The following is a 20898-nucleotide window of genomic DNA, read 5'->3' on the forward strand; positions in this document are numbered from 1 at the left end:
GCCTGGGTGGTGATGGCTGCGGTCGGTGTGGCGTCGGTGAGCATGAACGCGATCCGCGCGTCGGGTAGTGCGGGGTCGATCGCCAGGTAGGCCGCGCCGGTCTTGAGTACCGCGAGCATCGCCACCACCGCGTCGGTGCAGCGCTCCAACAGCAGTGCCACACACTGACCCGCGCCTACACCGTGGTCAGACAGTAGATGCGCCAACCAGTTCGAACGCTCCTCGAGTTCCCGGTAGCTCAGCGACCGGCCCTCGAAGGTCACCGCCACCGCCTCCGGGCAACGGATCACCTGCGCGGCGAACAACTCCGACACCGACACCCCGGGTGCGGGCGAAGCCAACACCGCCCGATTGCCGACCTCGTCCAGGTGGTCGTGCTCACCGGGATCGAGCACATCGATCGCCGACACACGTCCGTGCGGGTCACCGACAATCGCCTCCAGCACCCTCAGCAGGCGGGCGGCCATCGTCGCGACGGTGCCTGCGTCGAATACATCGGTGCGGTACTCCACCAACCCCCCGATCCCTGCGGGCTCGCCGTCGTCGGTGAACTGTTCGGACAGCGAGAACGACAGGTCCGTGCGGGCGGTGTCGGTTTTCGCAGGCAGTGGTGTCACCAGCAGATCGCCCAGCGCGAAATCTGTTGCGGGATCGTGGTTCTGCCAGGCCAGCATCACCTGGACGAGCGGATGATGGGTCAGGCTCCGGGCGGGGTTGAGTTGTTCGACGAGGACCTCGAACGGCACGTCCTGGTGTTCGTAGGCGGCGAGGCTGCGCCGTCGCACCTGGGCCAGCGTCTCGGCGATGGACGGATCACCGGACAGATCAACCCGCAACACCAGCGTGTTGACGAAGAAGCCGACCAGCGCGTCGAGCGCGGGGTCATTTCGTCCGGCGATCGGGAAGCCCACCGCCACATCGGAGCTGGCGCTGATCTTGGACAACAGGATCGCCAGTGCGGCCTGCACCACCATGAAGCTGGTGGCATTGTGTTCGCCGGCCACCTCCCGTATTCGTTGCTGCAACTGAGCAGGCCAGTCCACCGTCACGCTGGCGCCCCGTTGATCGGCGGCAGGCGGGTAGGGCCGATCCGTCGGCAGCTGCAGCCGCTCGGGCATCCCGGCCAGCGCTTCCCGCCAATACGCCAGCTGCGCGGAGGTCAAACTCTGGCCGTCTCGGAGATCGCCCAGTCGCGCCCGCTGCCACAGCGTGTAATCCACATACTGCACCGGCAGTTCGGACCAGTTCGGCGCGTGACCGGCGCACCGACCGACATACGCCGTGGAGAGATCGGCCACAAGGGGAGTGATCGACCACCCGTCGGCGGCGATGTGATGCACCACGCCCACCAACACGTGCTCGTCGTCGGTGACGCGGAAAAGGATGGCCCGCAGCGGAATGTCGGTGGTCACGTCGAACGTGTGACGCGCAACGGTATCGATGGCGTCGCTCAGTCGGGCCGGCGACCATCCCGTGGCGTCGACGACATTCCACCCGAGGTTGGCGGACTCGGGAGCGAGCACCTCCTGGCGCGGCACACCGTCGGTGTCGGGAAATACGGTCCGCAACGATTCGTGCCGGGCGATCACATCGCCGAGTGCGGCGCCCAAGGCGTCGGCGTCGAGGCTGCCGCGCAGCCGCAACGCAACGGCCATGTTGTACACGGGCGAGGGGCCCTGCAACTGATCGATGAACCACAACCGGTTCTGCGCGAAAGACAGCGGAATGACCGCAGGCCGCTCGGCCGGCACCAGGGGTTCACGCCCACCGGACTCCCCGTCGAGCACCGGCACCAGTTGAGCGATCGTGGGTGTGTCGAACAAGGCCCGCACCGAGAGGTCGGCATCGAAACCGGTGTTGATCGCAGCGACGAGTCGCATGGCCAGGATGCTGTCGCCGCCCATGTCGAAGAACGAGTCGTCGACCCCTATCCGCTCGACATCCAGTACCTGAGAGAACATCTCGGCGAGGATCTTCTCGACCTGTGTGGCCGGCGCGCGGTACTGCTGGCCGTTGAGATATTCGGGGGCCGGAAGTGCCCGAGTGTCGAGTTTGCCGTTGATCGTCAGCGGCAGAGCGTCCAGCACTACAACGGCCGCGGGCACCATGTAGGGCGGTAACCGATCGGCAAGGGAGTTCCGCGCGGCGGCGGGATCAATTTTCCCCGAACCTGATTCGGTCACATAGCCGACGAGCCGCTTGGTTCCGGGCTGGTCCTCGCGAGCGACGACGACGGCGTGGTCGACGCCGTCCAGGCCGGCCAAAGCCGCACGCACTTCGCCGATTTCAATGCGATATCCGCGGATCTTGACCTGCTCGTCGGCGCGGCCCAGATACTGCAGCTGCCCATCGACGCCCCACTTGACGAGATCTCCGGTGCGGTACATCCGGGTGCCGGGTGCACCGAAGGGGCAGGCGATGAACCGTGATGCGGTGAGCCCGGGCCGGCTCACATAGCCGCAGCCGACACCCCGCCCCGCGACATACAGTTCGCCGACCACCCCCGCGGGCACCGGACGCAACCAACCGTCCAGCACGAACAACGCGGTTCCAGGCACCGGCGTACCGATCGGCACGCTCGCCCCCGGACTCATCGGCCGGCTGATCGTGGCGTAGACCGTGGTCTCGGTGGGCCCATAGCCGTTGATCATCACGCGCCCCGACGCCCACCGATCAACAACCTCGGCAGGGCAGGCCTCGCCTGCCACCATCAGCGCGGCCGATTCCAGACCGTCGGGCGAGAGAGCCGTCAGCGCCGTAGGGGTCTGGCTCAATACGGTCACCTGTTCGCGAACCAGCAGAGCGTGAAATTCTACTGGTGAAGCCGCCACGGACGGCGGCACCACCACCAGGCGCCCACCGTGCAGCAGTGCGCCCCAGATCTCCCACACCGAGTAGTCGAACGCGTAGGAGTGGCACTGTGTCCAGACCTGCCCCGCCGACATCTCCAGTCCGACGTCCATCGAGTCGAACAGGCGGGTGACGTTGTGGTGAGTGATTGCAACACCTTTGGGCACACCGGTGGTTCCCGAGGTGTAGATGATGTGGGCGAGGTCGTCGGGCGCGGGTGACGGCAGGGCCGTGCCGGGCTGGGTACCGGTGTCGAGGTTGTCGACATCGAGGATCGGAAGGTCACACCCGTCGAGTCGGTCGGCAAGCCCGGCAGTGGCGATCGCGGCAACGGGGCGGGAGTCGGCCACCATGAACTCGATCCGCGCCTGCGGGTGCGCGGGGTCGATCGGCAGATAGGCCGCGCCTGTCTTGAGCACCGCCAAGATCGCGACGATCGCCCGGGCGGACCGCTCCACCAGCAGCGCCACAGACTGCCCCGCTCTGGCGCCATGGTCGGAGAGCAGGTGCGCCAGACGATTCGAGGACTCGTCGAGTTCCCGATACGTCCAGTGCTTCTCGCCGGCTACCAGAGCCACCGCGTCCGGATAGAGGTCCACCTGCGCGGCGAACACGTCCGGAATCGACACCGGGGTGACGGGCTCGGTCAGAACGGCACGGTTGCCCCACTCATCCAGGTCGGCGTACTCGTCCTCGTCGAGCAGATCGATGGAGAACAGCCGACGGGCGGGGTCAGCCGTCATGACTGTCGTCCCGACGGGGCGGTCATCGCCGCCAGGACCCGCTTGAACCGCTTGGCGATTGCCTCGATGTCTGCCGAGTCGAACAACTCGGTGTCGAATTCGATGCGAAGTCCGAGCTCCTCACCGGGCTGCGCCACCACGGCCAGCGGGAAATGATTGAATTCCCGACCGGCTATCTCGGTGATCGTCAACCCGTTGCCGAACAGCGCGCCGGTGTCGAGCGGATAGTTCTCGTACACGAATATGGTGTCGAACAGCTGCTTGTGGCCGGTGATCCGATGAATCTCGCTGAGCGCCAGGTGCTGGTGATCCAGCGTGTGCGCGTGAGCGCTCTGCAGCTGATCGAGCAGGCCCGCGACGGTGGTGGTCGGGGTGACGCGGGCACGCACCGGCACCGTGTTGATCAACAAGCCGACCATGGATTCCGCACCGGGCACCTCGGTGGGTCGCCCCGACACCGCGGTGCCGAACACGACGTCGTGCCGACCCGTCAACCGCATCAGCAGCTGCGCCCATGCGGCGTGCAGCACGGTGCTGATGGTGGTATGGCAGGAGCGCGCCAATTCGCCCAGGGATTGGGTGATGTCGGATGACACCCGAATCGACGAGGTACCTCGCGACCCTCCCCCCAACCATCCCGAAGGGCCCACCAGGGTGGGCGTGTCGAAGTCGGCCAGTACGTCGCGCCAGACCGCTCGGGCGGTATCGAGATCTCGATCGGCCAACCAGGAGACGAACCTGCGATACGACCCCGCCGCGGGTAGCCTCCGTCCGTAATAGCTGGCGAAGATGTCCCGCGCCAGAATCGGGAGCGACCAACCGTCGAGCACGATGTGGTGATTGGTCAGCGCAATCCGGTGTTGCTCAGATGCAGTGCGGATCAACGTGACCCGAAAAGCCGGACTGTCGGCGAGATCGCAGACCGCGGCGCGCTCGGCCGCGCACATACGCTGGATCTCTTCGTCGGCATCGAAGCCGCCGGCGTCGACCTCGACAAACCGCCGTGGTGTCACAGGATCGGCGGTCATGGTCTGCATCGGCCCGAAGGTGAGGTCGCCTCCGTCGGATTCGGTGGCGCAGACCCCCGCGAGCGCATCGCTGGGATTCGGCTCGTTCCCGCTCAGGTCGACATACTGCCAGGGCACGTCGGCATCAGCGGGGATGATCTGTATCGGTTGGTCGAATGTCGAGCAGAAACGCGCGGCCAGGTTCGGGTGGCGGCTGATCACGGCGCGGACCGCATCGCGCAATCGGTGTGGATCGAGCGGGCCCTCTACCGTCAGGTTCAGTTGCATGGCGTACACGTCGTCGTCACCACGGGTGGTGTTGGCGTGGAAGAGCATTCCCTGCTGCATCGGGGTGAGAGGCAAGATGTCGGCGATACGGCACCTCTGCTCGAGGTCGTCGATCTGATGTTGGGTGAGCCGGGCCGGGGCGATATCCGACGGGCTGAGACCCCCGCCGCCGTTCGCGACGTGGGCGCAGATCCCGGCGAGGGCGGCGAGCCACAGCCCGCTGAGGCGGCGGACCTGCTCATGGTCGAGAGTCGATTGTGCCCAGATCCAGGTCGCGGTGAGCTGTGGGCCGGCGTCGGCATCGACGATGGCTGCGTTCACCTCGACGGTATGGCTCAACGGCATTGGAATCGCGGTGGCGGCATCGGTGACCGAAAGGCTGTCGCGGCTGGGCCGCCACAGGTCACCGGCAGCATCTGAACCTGTGCCCGCGCCGAGGCGTCCGAGGTAGTTGAATCCGATCATCGGATCCGACCCGGTGAGGTCGACGTCGGGGTTGAGGTAGCGCAGCAATCCGTAGGTCACACCGTCGGGATGGGCGCGGAGTTGCTCCTTGGCGCCTTTGAGCACGGTGCCCAGCGCAGCGTCACCGGCGACGACCTGCGCCCAGCGCACTCCGCCGACGGTCAACGCCACCGGGTACTTCGTGGTGAACCAACCGACGGTCCGGGACAGGTCGACGTCGGGCGAGATGTCCTCGTCGCGGCCGTGTCCTTCGACGTCGATGCCGACAGCGGTGGCTTGGCGGCCTAGGAATTCCGAGCATGCCAACGCCACGGCGATCAGCAGGATGTCGTTGATCCCGGCGTGGAATGCCGCGGCCACATCACCGAGCAGCCGGCGGGTGGTGGCCGGATCCAGCGTCGTGGTGAGGTGTCCGGCGTTGGCGTAGGTGTCGATCCCGGGTCGCGGAGCGGGCAGCGCGGCCGGGGTCGACACCACTTGTCTCCACGCGTCGGCGTGATCGACCACCGCCTGGTCCTTCGAGTGCTCGACCAACCGGGTCGCCCACGTGGCGAATGACGTCCCTGTGACCGGCAGCGTGATGGCCTGGCCGTTGTAGTGTTGTGCCCAAGCGATGTTGAGGTCCTCGAGCAGGATGCGCCAGGATACGGCGTCGACCGCCAGGTGATGGACGATCAGTGCAAGCTGTCCGGTCGAGTCCACCCACAGCGCGCTGACCAAGTTTCCGGCTGCCGGGTCCAGTCGAGAGCGCGCGGTCGCCAGCGCCTCGGCGGAGAGTGCGTCCACCGGATGTACGCAGTCGCCCGCGTCGACCGCACCCGCCTCGGGCACATGCAGTGCCGAACCCTGCGTGTGCGCTCGCAACATCGCGTGTCGATCCAGCAGTGCTTGCAGCAGGACGACGACGTCGGCCTGTGTGGCGCCGGCCGGCGCCTGCACGACGATGGTCTGATTGAATCTGTCCGTCGGTCCGTCGACGGCCTTCAGCCACTGCATGATCGGGGTGGGCGCCACGGTCCCGATGCCCTCGTCGGCCGGGCCTGCGTCGCCGACGACTCCGACCACCCTCGCCAGCCGGGCCACGGTCTGCTCGACGAACACGTCACGGGGTCGGCACAGCACCCCGGCTGCCCGTGCCCGCGCGACCACCTGCATCGACGAGATGCTGTCGCCGCCCAGATCGAAGAAGGAGTCGTCGACGCCGACCCTCTCGAGTCCTAAGACCTGGGCGTAGATGCCCGCCAGGATCTCCTCGACCGCATCAGCCGGAGCGCGGTACTGATCGGGGTTCTGATAGTCCGGTGCGGGTAGTGCGCGGATGTCGAGTTTGCCGTTGACCGTCAACGGCAACGCATCGATCACCGCGATCACGGTGGGCACCATGTAGGCCGGGAGCTTCTCGGCCAGCAGGTGGCGTACCCGTGTCGAATCGACTGCTCCGGTGCTCGTTTCGGTGACATACCCGACGAGGCGTTTCGTGCCGGGCTGATCCTCGCGGACGATGACGGCCGCCTGCTCGACCCCGTCGACGCCGGCGAGCGCCGACTGGATCTCGCCCAGTTCGATTCGGTAGCCGCGGATCTTGACCTGCTCGTCGGCGCGACCCAGATACTGCAGTTGCCCGTAGACCCGCCACGACACCAGATCGCCGGTGCGATACATCCGCGCCCCTGGAGCACCGAATGGGCAGGCGACGAACCGTGAGCCGGTCAGGGCGGGACGGCCGACATACCCGACACCTACGCCGCGACCTGCCACGTACAGCTCACCGATCACGCCTTCGGGCACCGGTCGAAGCCACTCGTCGAGCACGAACGTCGCCGCTGTCGGCACCGGCGCGCCCATCGGTGCCGGGCCCGATCCTGCCGTCAGAGGTGCGCTCATCGTGGCGTACACCGTGGCTTCGGTGGGGCCGTAGGCATTGATGACGACGCGGCCCGGCGCCCACTGGTCGACGACGTCGGCGGGGCAGGCCTCTCCACCGAGCAGCACAGCCGTCGATTCCAGCCCGTCGGGTGACAGCGCCGTCACCGCTGAGGGAGTCTGGGTGAGCACCGTGACGCCTTCGGCGATCAGCAATGCATCGAACTCCGCCGGTGAACCCGCCACTTCCTCTGGGACGATCACCAGGCGCCCGCCGCCGAGCAGTGCGGCCCAGATCTCCCACACCGAGAAGTCGAAGCCGTAGGAGTGGCACTGGGTCCACACCTGCTGGGCAGGCAGCGCCGCCGGTGTGGAGTCGGCCAGGTGAGCCAGGTTCTTGTGGGTGATGGCCACCCCCTTCGGCACGCCCGTCGTGCCCGAGGTGTAGATGAGGTAGGCGATGTCGTCGGCCGCAGGCGGCGGTAACGCGGTGGCGGGCTGGCAGTCGACCGCCGAGTCGTCGACATCGACGACCAGCAGGTCGAATCCGCGCAGTCGCGGGTGAAGACCGGCAGTAGTGACCGCGGCAACCGGTTCGGCGTCGAGGAGCATGAACTCGATCCGGGCGTCAGGATGAGCCAGGTCGATCGGCAGGTAGGCGGCCCCGGTCTTCAGCACCGCGAGCATCGCGACGACCGCCTTCGCCGAGCGCTCCAACAGCAGCGCCACACACTGACCTGCGGCTACACCGTGTCGAGACAGCAAGTGCGCCAACCGGTTCGCGGCCTCATCCAATTCCCGGTAGGTCAAGCGGTGCTCCGCGGAGGAGACCGCGACCGCATCGGGGGTGCGAGCCACGTGCGTGGCGAACAACTCCGGAATCGACACCGGCGCCGCGGACGGCGCGGTCAGCACCGCGTGGTTGCCGGCCTCGGCCAACCGGGTGTGTTCATCGGCATCGAGCATGTCGATCGCCGATACCCGCTGAGTCGAGTCGGTGGTGATCGCCACCAGAACCCGCAGCAGCCGGTCGAGAAGCGTCTCGATGGTCGCGGTGTCGAACACGTCGGTGCGGAACTCCACGGATCCGCTGATGCCGGCGGGCGCGCCGTCCTCGGCGAAGCGCTCCGCCAAGGAGAACGACAGGTCCATCCGCGCCGTGTGGGTGTCCACCGGCAGTTGCGTGACCTGTAGATCACCCAAAGCCAGTCCGGTGGCGGGCTCATCGCCGAGGCCGGGAAGGTTCTGCCACGCCAACGCGACCTGGACGAGCGGGTGATGGGTCAGATTCCGGGTGGGATTGAGCCGCTCGACCAGGACCTCGAAAGGCACGTCCTGGTGCTCGTAGGCGGCCAAGCTGCGCTGCCGCACCTGACCCAGCAAGTCGGCCACCGTGGGATCACCGCCGACATCGATGCGTAACACCAGCGTGTTGACGAAGAACCCCACGAGCTCGTCGAGCGCGGGATCACTCCGCCCGGCGATCGGGAAGCCCACCGCCACATCAGAACTCGCACTCAACCGCGACAACAACAGTGCCAACGCGGCCTGCATGACCATGAAGCTGGTGGCGCGGTGCTCGCCGGCCACCGCCCGTATCCGCTGCTGCAGTTCGACCGGCCAGTCCACCGTCACGCTGGCGCCGCGCAGGTCCGCCACCGGCGGATATGGCCTGTCAGTGGGCAACTGCAGGCAGTCGGGCATCCCGGCCAACGCGCCCTGCCAGTACTCCAACTGCGCGGCGATCGGGCTGTCACCGTCGTGAAGGTCGCCGAACTTCGCGCGCTGCCACAGCGTGTAGTCCACATATTGCACCGGCAGCGGCGCCCAGTCCGGGGCCCGACCCGCACACCGGCAGGCATACGCCGTACTCAGATCCACCATCAGCGGAGTGATCGACCAGCCGTCGGCGGCAATGTGGTGCACCACACCCGCCAGCACGTGATCGTCATCGGTGACGCGGAAAAGCGCTGCCCGCAGAGGGATGTCGCGTGTCAGGTCGAACCGGTGCCGTGCTGTCTCCTCGATGGCGTCGTTGAGCTGACCGGCGGACCACTCCCGCGCGTCGACCACGTCCCAGCGGAACTCTGCCCGCTCCGGTGCCACCACCTCCTGACGTGGCACACCGTCGACGTCGGGGAAGATCGTCCGCAGCGATTCGTGGCGGGCCACGACGTCACCGAGGGCGGCGTGCAGCGCCACGTCGTCCAGCGCTCCGCCGATCCGGAGCGATATCGGCATGTTGTATGTTGCGTCGCCGTTCTCGAACCGGTTGAGGAACCACAACCGGCTCTGGGCGAACGACAGTGGAACCACCGCCGGGCGCTGCAGAGCAACCAAGGGCTCACGGCTCCCTGCCTCACCGTCCAGACGACGCGCCAGCTGGGCGACGGTGGGCGCATCGAACAGGGCACGCACCGAGACGTCGGCATTCAGAGACGTGTTGATCGCGGCGACCAAGCGCATCGCCAGGATGCTGTCGCCGCCCAGATCGAAGAACGAATCGTCGACCCCGACCCGCTCGACGTCGAGAACCTCGGCGTAGATGGCAGCCAGAATCTCCTCGACCGTGCCGTCCGGTGCGCGGTAGCGATTCCCGTCGGCGTACTCCGGCGCAGGCAAGGCGCGGATGTCCAGCTTGCCGTTCACTGTCAGGGGTAAGACATCCAGCACCACCACCGCCGCCGGCACCATGTACCGAGGTAGCCGGTCGGCCAGCGCGGTCCGCACCACGGTGGAATCGACTCTTCCCCTCGAAGATTCGGTGACGTAGCCGACCAGGCGTTTGTCGCCGGGACGGTCTTCGCGGGCGATCACCGCTGCACACTCGACGCCGTCCACCGCTGTCAGCGCAGCTTGAACGTCACCGAGCTCGATTCGGTAGCCGCGGATCTTGACCTGCTCGTCGGCGCGCCCGAAGTACTGGAGCTGCCCGTCCGGGCCCCACCGCACGAGGTCGCCGGTGCGGTACATCCGGGTGCCGGGCGGCCCGAAAGGGCAGGCGATGAACCGCGACGCGGTCAGGCCGGAACGCCGCACATAACCGCAGCCGACGCCGTGGCCTGCGACGTACAACTCGCCGACCACGCCGGCCGGCACCTGCCGCAGCCACGCGTCCAGCACGAACAATGCGGCGGTCGAGACCGGCACACCGATTGGCGGCATCCCCGACCCCGCCGTCAGCGGCACACTGCCAGAGGCGAAGATGGTCGTCTCGGTGGGACCGTAGACATTGACCATGACGCGCCCGGGTGCCCACCGGTCGACGACCTCGGCCGGGCAGGCCTCACCGCCGACCAGCACCGCCACCGACTCCAAACCCTCGGGTGAGAGCGCCCCCAACGCCGCCGGCGTCTGGCTCAACACGGTCACCCGTTCGCGGACCAACACGTCGTGGAAGTCCTGTGGCGAGCGGGTCACCGGCTCGGGCACCACCACCAGCCGTCCGCCGTGGAGCAGTGCACCCCAGATCTCCCACACGGAGAAGTCGAAGGCGTATGAGAAGAACTGCGACCACACCTGTTCCGACGACAGTTCCATGCCGAGATCCAAGGCGTTGTACAGCCGGGTGACGTGGTGGTGGGTGACGGCCACCCCCTTGGGGATTCCGGTCGTGCCCGAGGTGTAGATGATATGGGCCAGGTCGTCGGGCGCGGGTTCGGGCAGAGCTGTACTGAGTTGCGCGGCGATGCGGGCGTCGTCGACGTCGATGACCGGCAGGTCGCACCCGACGAACCGGTCCTTGAATCCGGAAGAGACGACCGCGGCGATCGGCACGGCGTCATCCACCATGAACTCGACACGGGCCTGGGGGTGTGCGGGGTCGATCGGCAGGTAGGCAGCGCCGGTCTTGAGCGTTGCCAAGATCGCGACAACGGCCTGGTGCGAACGTTCCATCATCAACGCCACAGACTGGCCAGGTTCGGCGCCGCACCCGGACAGAAGGTGCGCCAACCGATTCGATGCCTCGTCCAGTTCGCGGTAGGTCACCGAGTGGTCACCGAAGGTGAGTGCGATCGCGTCGGGTCTGCGTCGCACCTGGGCGGCGAATGCTGCCGGAATCGACACCGGTGCCGATGGTTCGCCGAGCACCGCCCGATTGCCCCACCGGTCGAGATCGCTCTGCTCGCCGCCGGCCGGCAATGCGATCGACGAGAGTCGCCTCCCGGGGTCGACGGCCATCGCCGCCAGGACATGATCCAATCTCCGGGCCAGTTCGGGGACGTCGATGGTCGAGAACTGGTATCCGGTACCGGCGGTGCTGAGGAAGAGATCGTCACCGATGCCGGAGAAGAACAAACCGAAGCCGCTCACCTGACCCGAACTGGTGTAGGACGCCGACGCCGTGGCGCCACCGAAGTCGAGCGCGAACACCGACGGAATGAAATTGACGTTCACCCGGCCCGACGGCTGACCGGGGTCGCGGGGGTGCACCTTGCGCTCGAGGCCTTGCACGGGAAATCGCTGATGTTGCAGTGCCTCTCGCATCCGAGTGTCGACATGTCGACAGAACTCGGTGACAGTGGAATCCGGTGAGACGGTGAACACCAGCGGGACGATCCCGGAGACCATCCCTGGCAGTGTCTTCGACACCGGTCCGACTCGCCTGCTGACCGGGAAGTCGAGCACGACCTCGGAGCCCTCGGCGCGCCATCCGCCGACCAAGAGCGCGCATGCCGCGGTGATGACCGATGATCGAGGTAGGTTCCACCGGTCGGCCCACTCTTGAACTCGGCGAAGGACCTTGGGGTCCAACCGAACCGGTACGGACGGTGAATCCGGATGACGGCCGCCTGCGGTGTCGGGCACCCGATGATCCGGCGCACTATCCGAGGGAAGATTCTCGGTCCAGTAGTCCTCATCGTCCGAATAATTGCTCGACGCTTCATATTCCAGTTCACTGCCCACCAGATCCTTCAGCGTGCCGAAGAATGGGGGAGGCATGGGCGCCCCGGAAACCACGGCCGAATACACGGACGCGATCCGATGACCGACCAGCGAAATGCCGAATCCGTCTATGACCAGGTGGTGGCAGCAGGCGAACCAGAAGAATTCATCGCGTCGCGTCCGAAACAAGGCGAACCTGAACAGCGGCCCCGTGAGTGGCATCGGCGTGCGCTGGATCGTCGACGCGACTCCGTAGGCCTCCTGCACGGGATCGGGCGACCCGGTCAGGTCGTGATAGGCAAGATCGATCTTCGGGTGGTCGATCGCCTTCTGGTGAACCCGGCCGTCCTGCTCGAAGAACGCGGCCCTGACGGGTTCGGCTTCCTTCATGACGCGGCGGATCGCCCACTCGAGCGGTTCGCGCTGGACCGGCCCCTCGATCTTCACCAAGAGACCGATCTGCCAGTCCGTTCCGAAGCGGCCGGTCTGTTGCGCAAGCCAGATGTCCAATTGGCCGCGTGTCAACGGAAGTGTCCGGTCGTCGAGCTCCATCGGACCCTCCCTTGCGTCAGGCGGCATCTGTGAGCGCCAGCTTTTCGCTGAGCAACTCCGCCAGACCGCGAACAGTGATGGTGGTGATGTCGGTGGACGAGATCCGTATCCCCGTCTCGGTCTCGATCCGGGTGCGGAGTTCCAGGGCGCCCAAGGAGTCCACGCCGTATCCGGACAGTGGCCGGTCGGGATCGACGCTGCGACGCAGGATGAGGCTGACCTGATCGGAGATCAGACGCCGCAGTCGCGCCGGCCATTCGTCCTGGGGGAGCTCGTCGAGTTCGGCACGCAGCCTGCTTCCGGTGGTGGAGCTCTGCGCGCTGGAACGGAACGCCTCGGCGAACGGGGTGCGCTCGGCGAAGGCGGTCAACCATGGGGCCTCGGTCATCGGCGCGTAGCCGGAGTACCCGCGGTTGTGGCGCAGCAACTCCTCGAGCGCGTATGCACCTTCATCGGGGGTGATCGCGACGCCGGAGCTCTCCGCGAACGCTGTTGCGCGGCCGATCCGGGCCCAGGCGCCCCAGGCGATCGCCAAAGCGGGTAGCCCCTGGGAGCGACGCCAGTGGGTGAAGGCGTCCAGCCAGCTGTTGGCTGCCGCGTAGGCGCCCTGACCGGGCGACCCGACCAGCGCGGCCGCCGAGGAGAACGAGCAGAACCAGTCCAGTGGCTGGTCTGCCGCAGCGGTGTGCAGGTTCCATGCACCGTATACCTTTGGCGCCCAGTCGTGTTCGATGACCTCATCGGTGATGTTGGTGAGTGTGGCGTCTTCGACCACCGCTGCGGCGTGCATTATCCCGCGGACCGGAAGACCGGTGGCGGTCGCCACGGACACCAGGCGCTGCGCCGTGTCCGGTCGGGCGATGTCCCCGCATTCCGCGACGACGTCAGCGCCCATCGCGCGGATCAGCTGGATCGTCTCCAGCGCCTCGGGCGTCGGCTGCGACCGCGACGACAGCACGATGCGTCCGCAACCGGCCTCAGCCATCTTCTCGGCAAGGAAGAGCCCAAGGCCGCCCAGGCCCCCGGTGATGAGATAGGAGCCGTCGCGACGGAATATCCGGGCCTGTGCCGGCGGCACCGTCACGCGGCGGCGGCCGGTGTGCGGTATATCGAGAACCAGCTTGCCGGTGTGCTGTGCACCGCTCATCAGCCGGATGGCTCTCGCGGCGTCGGCCAGCGGATACCGCGTGGTCTCCGGTACCGGCAGGACACCGTCAGCGGTGAGTCGATACACCGTTGTCAACAGGCCGCGGAGCCGGTCGGGATCGCTGTAGGCCAGCAACCCGAGATCGACGGCGTAGAACGCGAGGTTGCGGCGGAACGGGAAGAGTCCGAGCCGGGTGTCGCCATAGATGTCCCGCTTGCCGATCTCGACGAAACGTCCCCCCGTGGCGAGTAATTCGAGTCCTGCCCGCTGGGCGGCTCCGGCCACCGAATTGAGCACGATGTCGACGCCGTACCCGTCGGTGTCCCTGCGAATCTGGTCGGCGAACTCCAGGCTGCGCGAGTCATATACGTGTTGAATGCCCATGTCGCGTAATAGTCGGCGACGGTGCTCACTACCGGCGGTGGCGAAGATCTCAGCTCCTGCAGCGTGGGCGATGGCGATCGCCGCCTGTCCCACACCACCGGTACCGGAATGGATCAACACCTTGTCGCGGCAACCGATGCGGGCGAGCTCTTGAAGGCCGTACCACGCGGTGGCATACGCGGTGGTGACCGCCGCGGCCTGCTGGTCGGTCAGAGCCGCAGGCAGGGGCACGGCGCGCTGCGCGTCACACGTGATGAAGGTGGCCCAGCAGCCGTCGGCGCACAGTCCACCGACCCGGTCGCCCACCTCCAGGTCGGCCACGTCCGGACCGACGGCGGTGACCACGCCGGTGAAGTCCGTCCCGAGCTCTGGGAGCCGCCCTTCGAAGGCGGGGTAGCGGCCGAACGCGACCAGCACATCGGCGAAGTTGATGCTGGATGCGCTGACTGCGACTTCGATCTGGCCCGGTCCCGGCGGAATCCGTTCGCTGGAGACGAGTTCCAGCGTTTCCAGATCTCCGGGTGTCCGGATCTGCAGACGCATCCCGTCGCGCCCCTGGTCGGCGATGATGGTATGCCGCTCGTCGGGTCGCAGCGGAGCCGCTGACAATCGGGCGGTGTACCAGGCGCCGTCTCGCCAAGCGGTCTCGTCCTCCTTCGACCCCGTGAGAAGTTGCCGCGCCAGGGACGCGGGGTCGACGGATTCGTCGACGTCGATCTGGGTGACATGCAAATGCGGCTGTTCGTTCCCGATGACTCTGATCAGGCCGCGCAGCCCGGCCTGCTCGAGATTGGGGACGTCGCTTGCCGTCACGGATTCGGCGGTGCGGGTGACCACATAGAGGTTCGGAACCTCGGAACGGATCTCCGGCAGTTCCCGGGTGATGTGCACGAGGTGCTGCACGTACGCGCGGCCATGCAGCGGGGACTGGTCGCTGCAGGCCCCGTTAGCGGGTCCCTCGACGATCACGACGCCCGCGATTCCTCCGGCACGCAGATGATCACCGAGCTCCTCGGCGGTGGCGGTGTGGTCCGCGGACGGCGGCCAGTGCATGGAGATGCACTGCCCGCCAGAGCTTTCCAGCGCATCGGTCAGCGATGTGGTCAGCGCGTCAGTGGCCGAGGTGCTGATCAGCAGCCAGGCTCCGGCGACGGCGTGGTCCACCTCGGGCAGCTCCCGCTGCCGCCATTCGATGGTCAGCAGCCGCCTGGCCAGCACCCGATCGTTGTGACCGCTCTCGGATACCCCTGTGCCCAAACGTAACCCGTGCACAGCGAGCAGGACCGTTCCGTTCTCGTCGAGCATCTGGAGGTCGGCCTCCACCCCGGCGGTGTCGGCCTTCGTCACACTCGTGCAGCAGTAGCGCGCGTTGCGGGCACTTCCGTAGGAGCGCAGCCGCCGGATACCCAACGGCAGCGCCAGGACGTCCTCTCCGAGCGCCTGAACATCGGGGTGGGCGGCAACGGACTGGAAACAGGCGTCCAGCAGCGCAGGATGCACGTCGTAGGCATCTTGTTGTGAGCGGATGTCGCGGGGCAGTGCCACCTCGGCCACCACGGTGCGGGCCGCCGCCTCGGCGGTCAGGACCGCGGTGAGTCCGGCGAACGCTGGACCGTACTGCACACCGCGCTGGTTCAACCGCGCGCGGACCTCGGCGCCGTCTTCGCGGAGCGGATGCGCGGCAAGCAGAGCGGGCATGTCCTGCTCATCAGGCGGCTCCTCCTCGACGGCGTGGAGAACCGCGCACGCGTGCCGTGCGTGCAGGTCGTCCTGTTTGGTCTCGACGGAGAAGTCGAAGACTCCCGGCGCAGAAAGGGCCGCCGAGGCGCCGACCGTCGTCGTCTCGTCCAGCAGCAGCGCCTCCTCGAACCGGATGTCGCGGATCTCGGCGGCGCCGCCCAGGACGGCCCGCGCGGCAGCCAGCGCCATCTCGCAGTAGGCGGCCCCCGGGAGCAGTGCGACATTGCGGACCTGGTGATCACCCAGCCAAGGCTGGGCGAGCGTGCCTATCTCTGCCTGCCAGACGTGACGCTCCGGCTCCTCCTGCAGTCGCACGTGAGAGCCCAGCAGGGGATGCACTGACACGGTGCAGCCACCGTGTGTCGGAGATTCCTGAGCGCCGCGGCTGAACATCAGCCGCTGGTGGGTCCACGTCGGCAGCGGCGGGTCCACCAGCTTTCCCTTCGGGAAGAGGACGGAGTAGTCCACCGCGGCCCCGGCGCTGTACAGGTCCACGAGGAAGCCGCGAAGCCCGTCGGGCAGGGCCTGATCGCGGCGCATGCTGCTCAGCGCGGCCACCGGGGTGTCGAGACCGTGGGCGGTCTGCTCGACCGCGTGCGTGAGCAGGGGGTGTGGGGACAGCTCCGCGAAGATCCGGTATCCGTCTTCCAAGGCGGCCTGTACGGCCGGGGCGAACCGCACCATGTGGCGCAGGTTGTTCACCCAGTAGTCGGCATCGCACACCGGCTGTTCGCGCGGGTCGTACTCGGTGGCCGAGTAGTAGGGGACCTCCGGCGTCGCCGGATGCAGCTCTGCGAGGGCCTCGGTCAGTTCGTCGAGGATGGGATCGACCTGCGGCGAATGTGAGGCGACATCGACGGCGATCTCACGGGCCATCACCTCGCGCTGCTCCCAGGACGCGACCAGATCACGCACCGTGCCTGTTGCACCGCCGATCACCGTCGACTGCGGGGATGCCACGACTGCCACCACGGCATCGTTGACACCGCGCGTGATCAACTCTGAAAGTACCTGCTGGGCAGGCAGTTCCACTGACGCCATGGCACCTGAACCGGCGATGCGGGTCAGCAGCCGTGAGCGTCGGCAGATGACCCGCACGCCGTCTTCGAGAGACAGCGCGCCGGCGACGACGGCCGCCGCGGCTTCGCCGAGGGAATGCCCGATGACCGCACCCGGGTGCACCCCGTACGAACGCATGGCGGCGGCCAGCGCGACCTGCATGGCGAACAGCGTCGGCTGGACGCGGTCGATGTCGGTCACGGTCTGTGACGCGGTCATCGCCTCGGTCACCGAGAATCCGGATTCTTTCGCGATCAAGGGTTCGGCCGCCGCGACGGTGGCGGCGAATGCCGGTTCGGTCGCCAGCAGCGCGGCACCCATCCCAGCCCACTGCGAACCTTGCCCGGAGAAGACCCACACCGGGCCGCGGTCGTCTTGGCCCACCGCGGGCTGACGCGGTGAATCGCTTTCTGCGACGTCCCGGAGCGCATTGGCCAGTTCGGTGTGGGTGCCGGCGATGACGGCGGTGCGGACCGGTCGGTGCACGCGGCGACGCGCCAGGGTGTAGCCCAGATCCGGCAACGCCACGTTCTGATGCGCTGCCACCCAGTCTGCGAGTCGGCCGGCGGTGCGGCGCAGTTCGACGGCCGAGGTGGACGACACCGGGAACACGAGGGCCCCCCTCGTCGATGCCGAAGTGGTCTCGGACGCAAGGGGTTCAACCTGTTGTGGTGCCTGCTCCACGATGGCGTGGGCGTTGGTTCCCGACAGGCCATATGACGACGTCGCCGCCCGGCGGGGATGGTCGGAATCGACCGGCCAGGGTGCCGTTTTCTGAGGCACGAAGAGTTTGGTGTCGATCTTGGCCATCTCGTCGGGCAGCTGGGTGAAATGCAGATTCCGCGGAACCACGCCGTGCTGCAGCGCCAGGATCACCTTCATCAGTCCCAGCGTTCCGGCTGCCGACTGGGCGTGCCCGAAGTTGGTCTTCAATGTCGCCAATGCGCAGGGGTTCTCGGTGCCGTAGACATTGGCCAGGCTGGCGTATTCGATCGGGTCGCCGACCGGCGTGCCCGGCCCGTGCGCCTCCACCATTCCGATGCCGCCCGCGTCGACGCCCGCGGCGGCCAGCGCCGACCTGTACACCGCGGTCTGCGCCGTGACCGACGGCGTGGCGATGTTCACGGTGTGGCCGTCTTGGTTGGCCGCGGTGCCGCGGATCACGGCCATGATTCGATCCCCGTCGCGCTGTGCGTCGGGCAGCCGCTTCAACAGCACCACGGCGCAGCCTTCGGAGGACACGAAGCCGTCGGCGGCGACGTCGAACGCGTGACACCGGCCGGTGGGGGAGAGCATGCCCTCAGCCGATCCCGCCACGAACTTCCGCGGATCCAGGATCACGGCGGCGCCACCCGCGAAGGCGAGATCGCTTTCACCGTCGATCAGGCTGTGGCAGGCAAGGTGCACGGCGGTCAGGCCCGAGGAGCACGCGGTGTCCACGGTCATCGCGGGACCGTGAACTCCCAGCGTGTAGGCGATCCGGCCGGAGGCCAGGCTGAAGCTGCTCCCTGTGAAGCCGTACGGCGCCTCTACAGCGTGTGCATCGGCGGCCAGCAGCTGGTAGTCGCCGTGTGTCAGGCCCACGAAGACGCCGGTCAGTGAGCCGTCCATCGCCTCGGGGGTGAGACCGCCGTGCTCCATTGCCTCCCAGGAGGTTTCCAGCAGCAGGCGGTGCTGCGGATCGATCGCGATGGCCTCCCGCTCGTTGATCCCGAAGAACTCGGAATCGAAGCCGGAGACGTCGTCGAGGAACCCGCCCCACTTCGTCACCGACCGGCCTGGTACGCCGGGTTGGGGGTCGTAGTAATCGTCGGCATCCCAGCGGTCGGGCGGAATCTCGGTGACCAGGTCGTCGCCACGCAGCAACGCCTGCCACAAACGCTCAGGAGAGTCGATGCCCCCGGGTAGCCGACAGGCCATACCGATCACAGCAATGGCGCTTGTACCTGATTCGCCCACGGCCGCTCACCCTCTTCCGTCCACCGGATCTGTGAGGGTGTGCGATGTCGGATCTCCACGTCGACGCGTGAACGTTGCGGGGTCCGAATGGCCGTTCTTACAGACGTCGCCGTGGCCAGCCGTCGCCGCGTCGGCGAGAGCGCTGCCTTGTCCAAGTCCATCCGACCCCCCACGCAGTCGGTTGAGCCCGTCAGCCGTTGGTCTCTGCGAGCCTCTCGCGAAGAGTCCGTGGTCGGATGTCGGTCCAGTTCTGTTCTATGTAGTCCAGGCACGCCGAGCGGTCGGCTTCGCCGAACACCACCCGCCAGCCGGCAGGAACTTCGGCGAAGACCGGCCACAGGCTGTGCTGATCTTCGTCGTTGACCAAGACGAGGAAGTGGGCACTGTCGTCGTCGAACGGATTGACGCTCATCTTTCCTCCACGCGCCTTCACGAAGGTGTGAATTGACGCGAACGTTACTGCAGGCGGAGATGCCGTTCCGGGGTTTTGCGGAAAGTCGTCGATGTTCGCTGTATCGGGACCAGATCGTAAGGTCGTCTCATCATCAGGTCCCCGGAACGATCTTGAACCATGCAGGTAGTGAGCCAACTCGGTTCAGAATGTGCGAGGCTCGGGCGCATGGCGTCCGCAGCCGAACGTGAATTCGCTGAAATTGCCTGCTCTCGTCGATTTCCCCGGCGGCCGCCAGCCTGCAGCGACGCTCGACCGGTCGTTCTGTCTGCAAGTACAGGGCGGCGAGCGGGTGCTCCTCGCGGCGCCGGCGGGCCTCGGCAACGGTGACCTCCGGGTCGCGTGACCGGACGCACCGGCATCCGCCGGACTGCACGTGCGCGGGATCTCGGTTGGGCGAACTGTGTTCGGGAGAGGGGAGCGCTCGGTTCCGCGCGGGAGGCCTCGAACTCGCGGTGTGCGGCGCGTGGCTGTGCAACAGACGGAGGACGAAGGAGCGGCCGTGTGAATCGTTCGCCTTGGTGCCATGAGGGTGTGACGGCTAAGCCCGTGGACCGACGACTTCGGTTCTCGCGGCAGCGCGAGCGGTGTTGCTGACTAGAACGCGTATCGGAAGATTCGGTCATAATTGCGAACCGCTGGAATGGCGTACTGGATTCGGTAAAGAAAGCGCTGTGGGGCGAGGGGGATCTTGTCGACCCCGGCCATGATGGGGCTGTCGTCGACGAGCCGGAGCCGGTCATCCCAGCGGGTAGGCTCCCGACCGTCGTTGGTGCCCCATTTGATCAGGCCCGAGGTGAAGATTCGCGACATCCGTGGACCCCATTTCGACAGCAGGTCGGCATGTACCTCTCCGGCGTCGAAACGGTCGATCACGCGGTGGAGCAGATCAGTGACCTCGGAAGGGGTCAGATACATCAGGAGACCTTCGGCGACGATCAGGACGGGACCGCCGGTGGGTAGCTCATCGATCCAGGCGGGGTCGGTCACCGACGACCCGACCATGCGATAGGTCTCGGACTCGGAGTACAACTGGCGACGCAGTGCGATGACATCGGGTAGGTCGACATCGAACCAGGGCGCCCCGTCTCGCGCCGCCACACGGAATGCGCGGCTGTGCAACCCACAACCCAGATGAAGGACGACGGCGTCCGGATGCGCGTTCAGATACTGGTTGGTCAGGGCATCGAATTGTGCGCTCCGCAGGGCCACCATGAACTGATTGATCTCCGGACGCACAGTTCGATGGACACGCTCGAAGTCGTATTCGATGCGCGCGACGTCGCACGCTGCCAACTCATCGCCGAGAATCGATTCGGCCAATCGACTCTCGCAGGCCCGCAGGTAGAGCAGACAGACATTCGTCCACTCGACCGATTTCCACCGCACACCGGTGAAGTCCACTTTGTCTCGGTGACCATTCGCCGGGTCGACCGGCACCCCGAAATCCGTCACTGCGTCCTCCTCATCGTCGCGGTGCCGACTGGCGTGGTCGACCATCGC

At 66.9% G+C, this 20898-nt stretch carries 6 protein-coding genes; 1 reads left to right on the top strand and 5 read right to left on the bottom strand.

Features of this window, described 5'->3' with window-relative positions:
* From H7I57_RS33725 to H7I57_RS11630, 4 genes are all read right to left on the bottom strand, one after another.
* Positions 1–3593 (bottom strand): non-ribosomal peptide synthetase (locus H7I57_RS33725; RefSeq protein ID WP_264023651.1); only part of this gene is annotated, 3593 nt, incomplete at its 3' end.
* Positions 3590–12655, bottom strand: a complete 9066-nt coding sequence (locus H7I57_RS11620; RefSeq protein WP_264023652.1) for a non-ribosomal peptide synthetase — start codon at positions 12653–12655, stop codon at positions 3590–3592. The genes H7I57_RS11620 and H7I57_RS33725, both read right to left, overlap by 4 nt.
* 16 nt (positions 12656–12671) lie before the next feature.
* Positions 12672–18944 carry a sulfolipid-1 biosynthesis phthioceranic/hydroxyphthioceranic acid synthase gene (gene pks2, locus H7I57_RS11625; protein WP_264023653.1) on the bottom strand — a complete coding sequence of 2091 codons (6273 nt, stop codon included), beginning with the start codon at positions 18942–18944 and terminating at the stop codon, positions 12672–12674.
* A 190-nt stretch (positions 18945–19134) separates the two neighbouring features.
* Entirely contained in the window at positions 19135–19356 is a 222-nt protein-coding gene (locus H7I57_RS11630; RefSeq protein ID WP_264023654.1) for an MbtH family protein, read from the bottom strand.
* A 226-nt stretch (positions 19357–19582) separates the two neighbouring features.
* On the opposite strand from H7I57_RS11630, the gene H7I57_RS11635 reads away from it, so the two are divergent.
* Positions 19583–19741, top strand: coding sequence for a hypothetical protein (locus H7I57_RS11635; RefSeq protein ID WP_264023655.1), 159 nt, complete (start codon positions 19583–19585; stop codon positions 19739–19741).
* A gap of 251 nt (positions 19742–19992) precedes the next feature.
* On the opposite strand, the gene H7I57_RS11640 is transcribed toward H7I57_RS11635, so the two are convergent.
* The gene (locus tag H7I57_RS11640) at positions 19993–20895 is read right to left on the bottom strand and encodes a class I SAM-dependent methyltransferase (RefSeq protein WP_264023656.1); all 903 of its coding nucleotides are present in this window, start codon (positions 20893–20895) and stop codon (positions 19993–19995) included.
* Positions 20896–20898 lie beyond the last annotated feature (3 nt).

The organism is Mycolicibacterium pyrenivorans (genome assembly GCF_025821625.1).
GTDB lineage: Bacteria > Actinomycetota > Actinomycetes > Mycobacteriales > Mycobacteriaceae > Mycobacterium > Mycobacterium pyrenivorans.

Excerpts from the sequence above, each read along its gene's own strand:
- H7I57_RS11620 (WP_264023652.1), bottom strand. The coding sequence starts at position 12,655 with ATGGAGCTCGACGACCGGACACTTCCGTTGACACGCGGCCAATTGGAC.
- H7I57_RS11630 (WP_264023654.1), bottom strand. The coding sequence starts at position 19,356 with ATGAGCGTCAATCCGTTCGACGACGACAGTGCCCACTTCCTCGTCTTG.
- H7I57_RS11640 (WP_264023656.1), bottom strand. The coding sequence starts at position 20,895 with ATGGTCGACCACGCCAGTCGGCACCGCGACGATGAGGAGGACGCAGTG.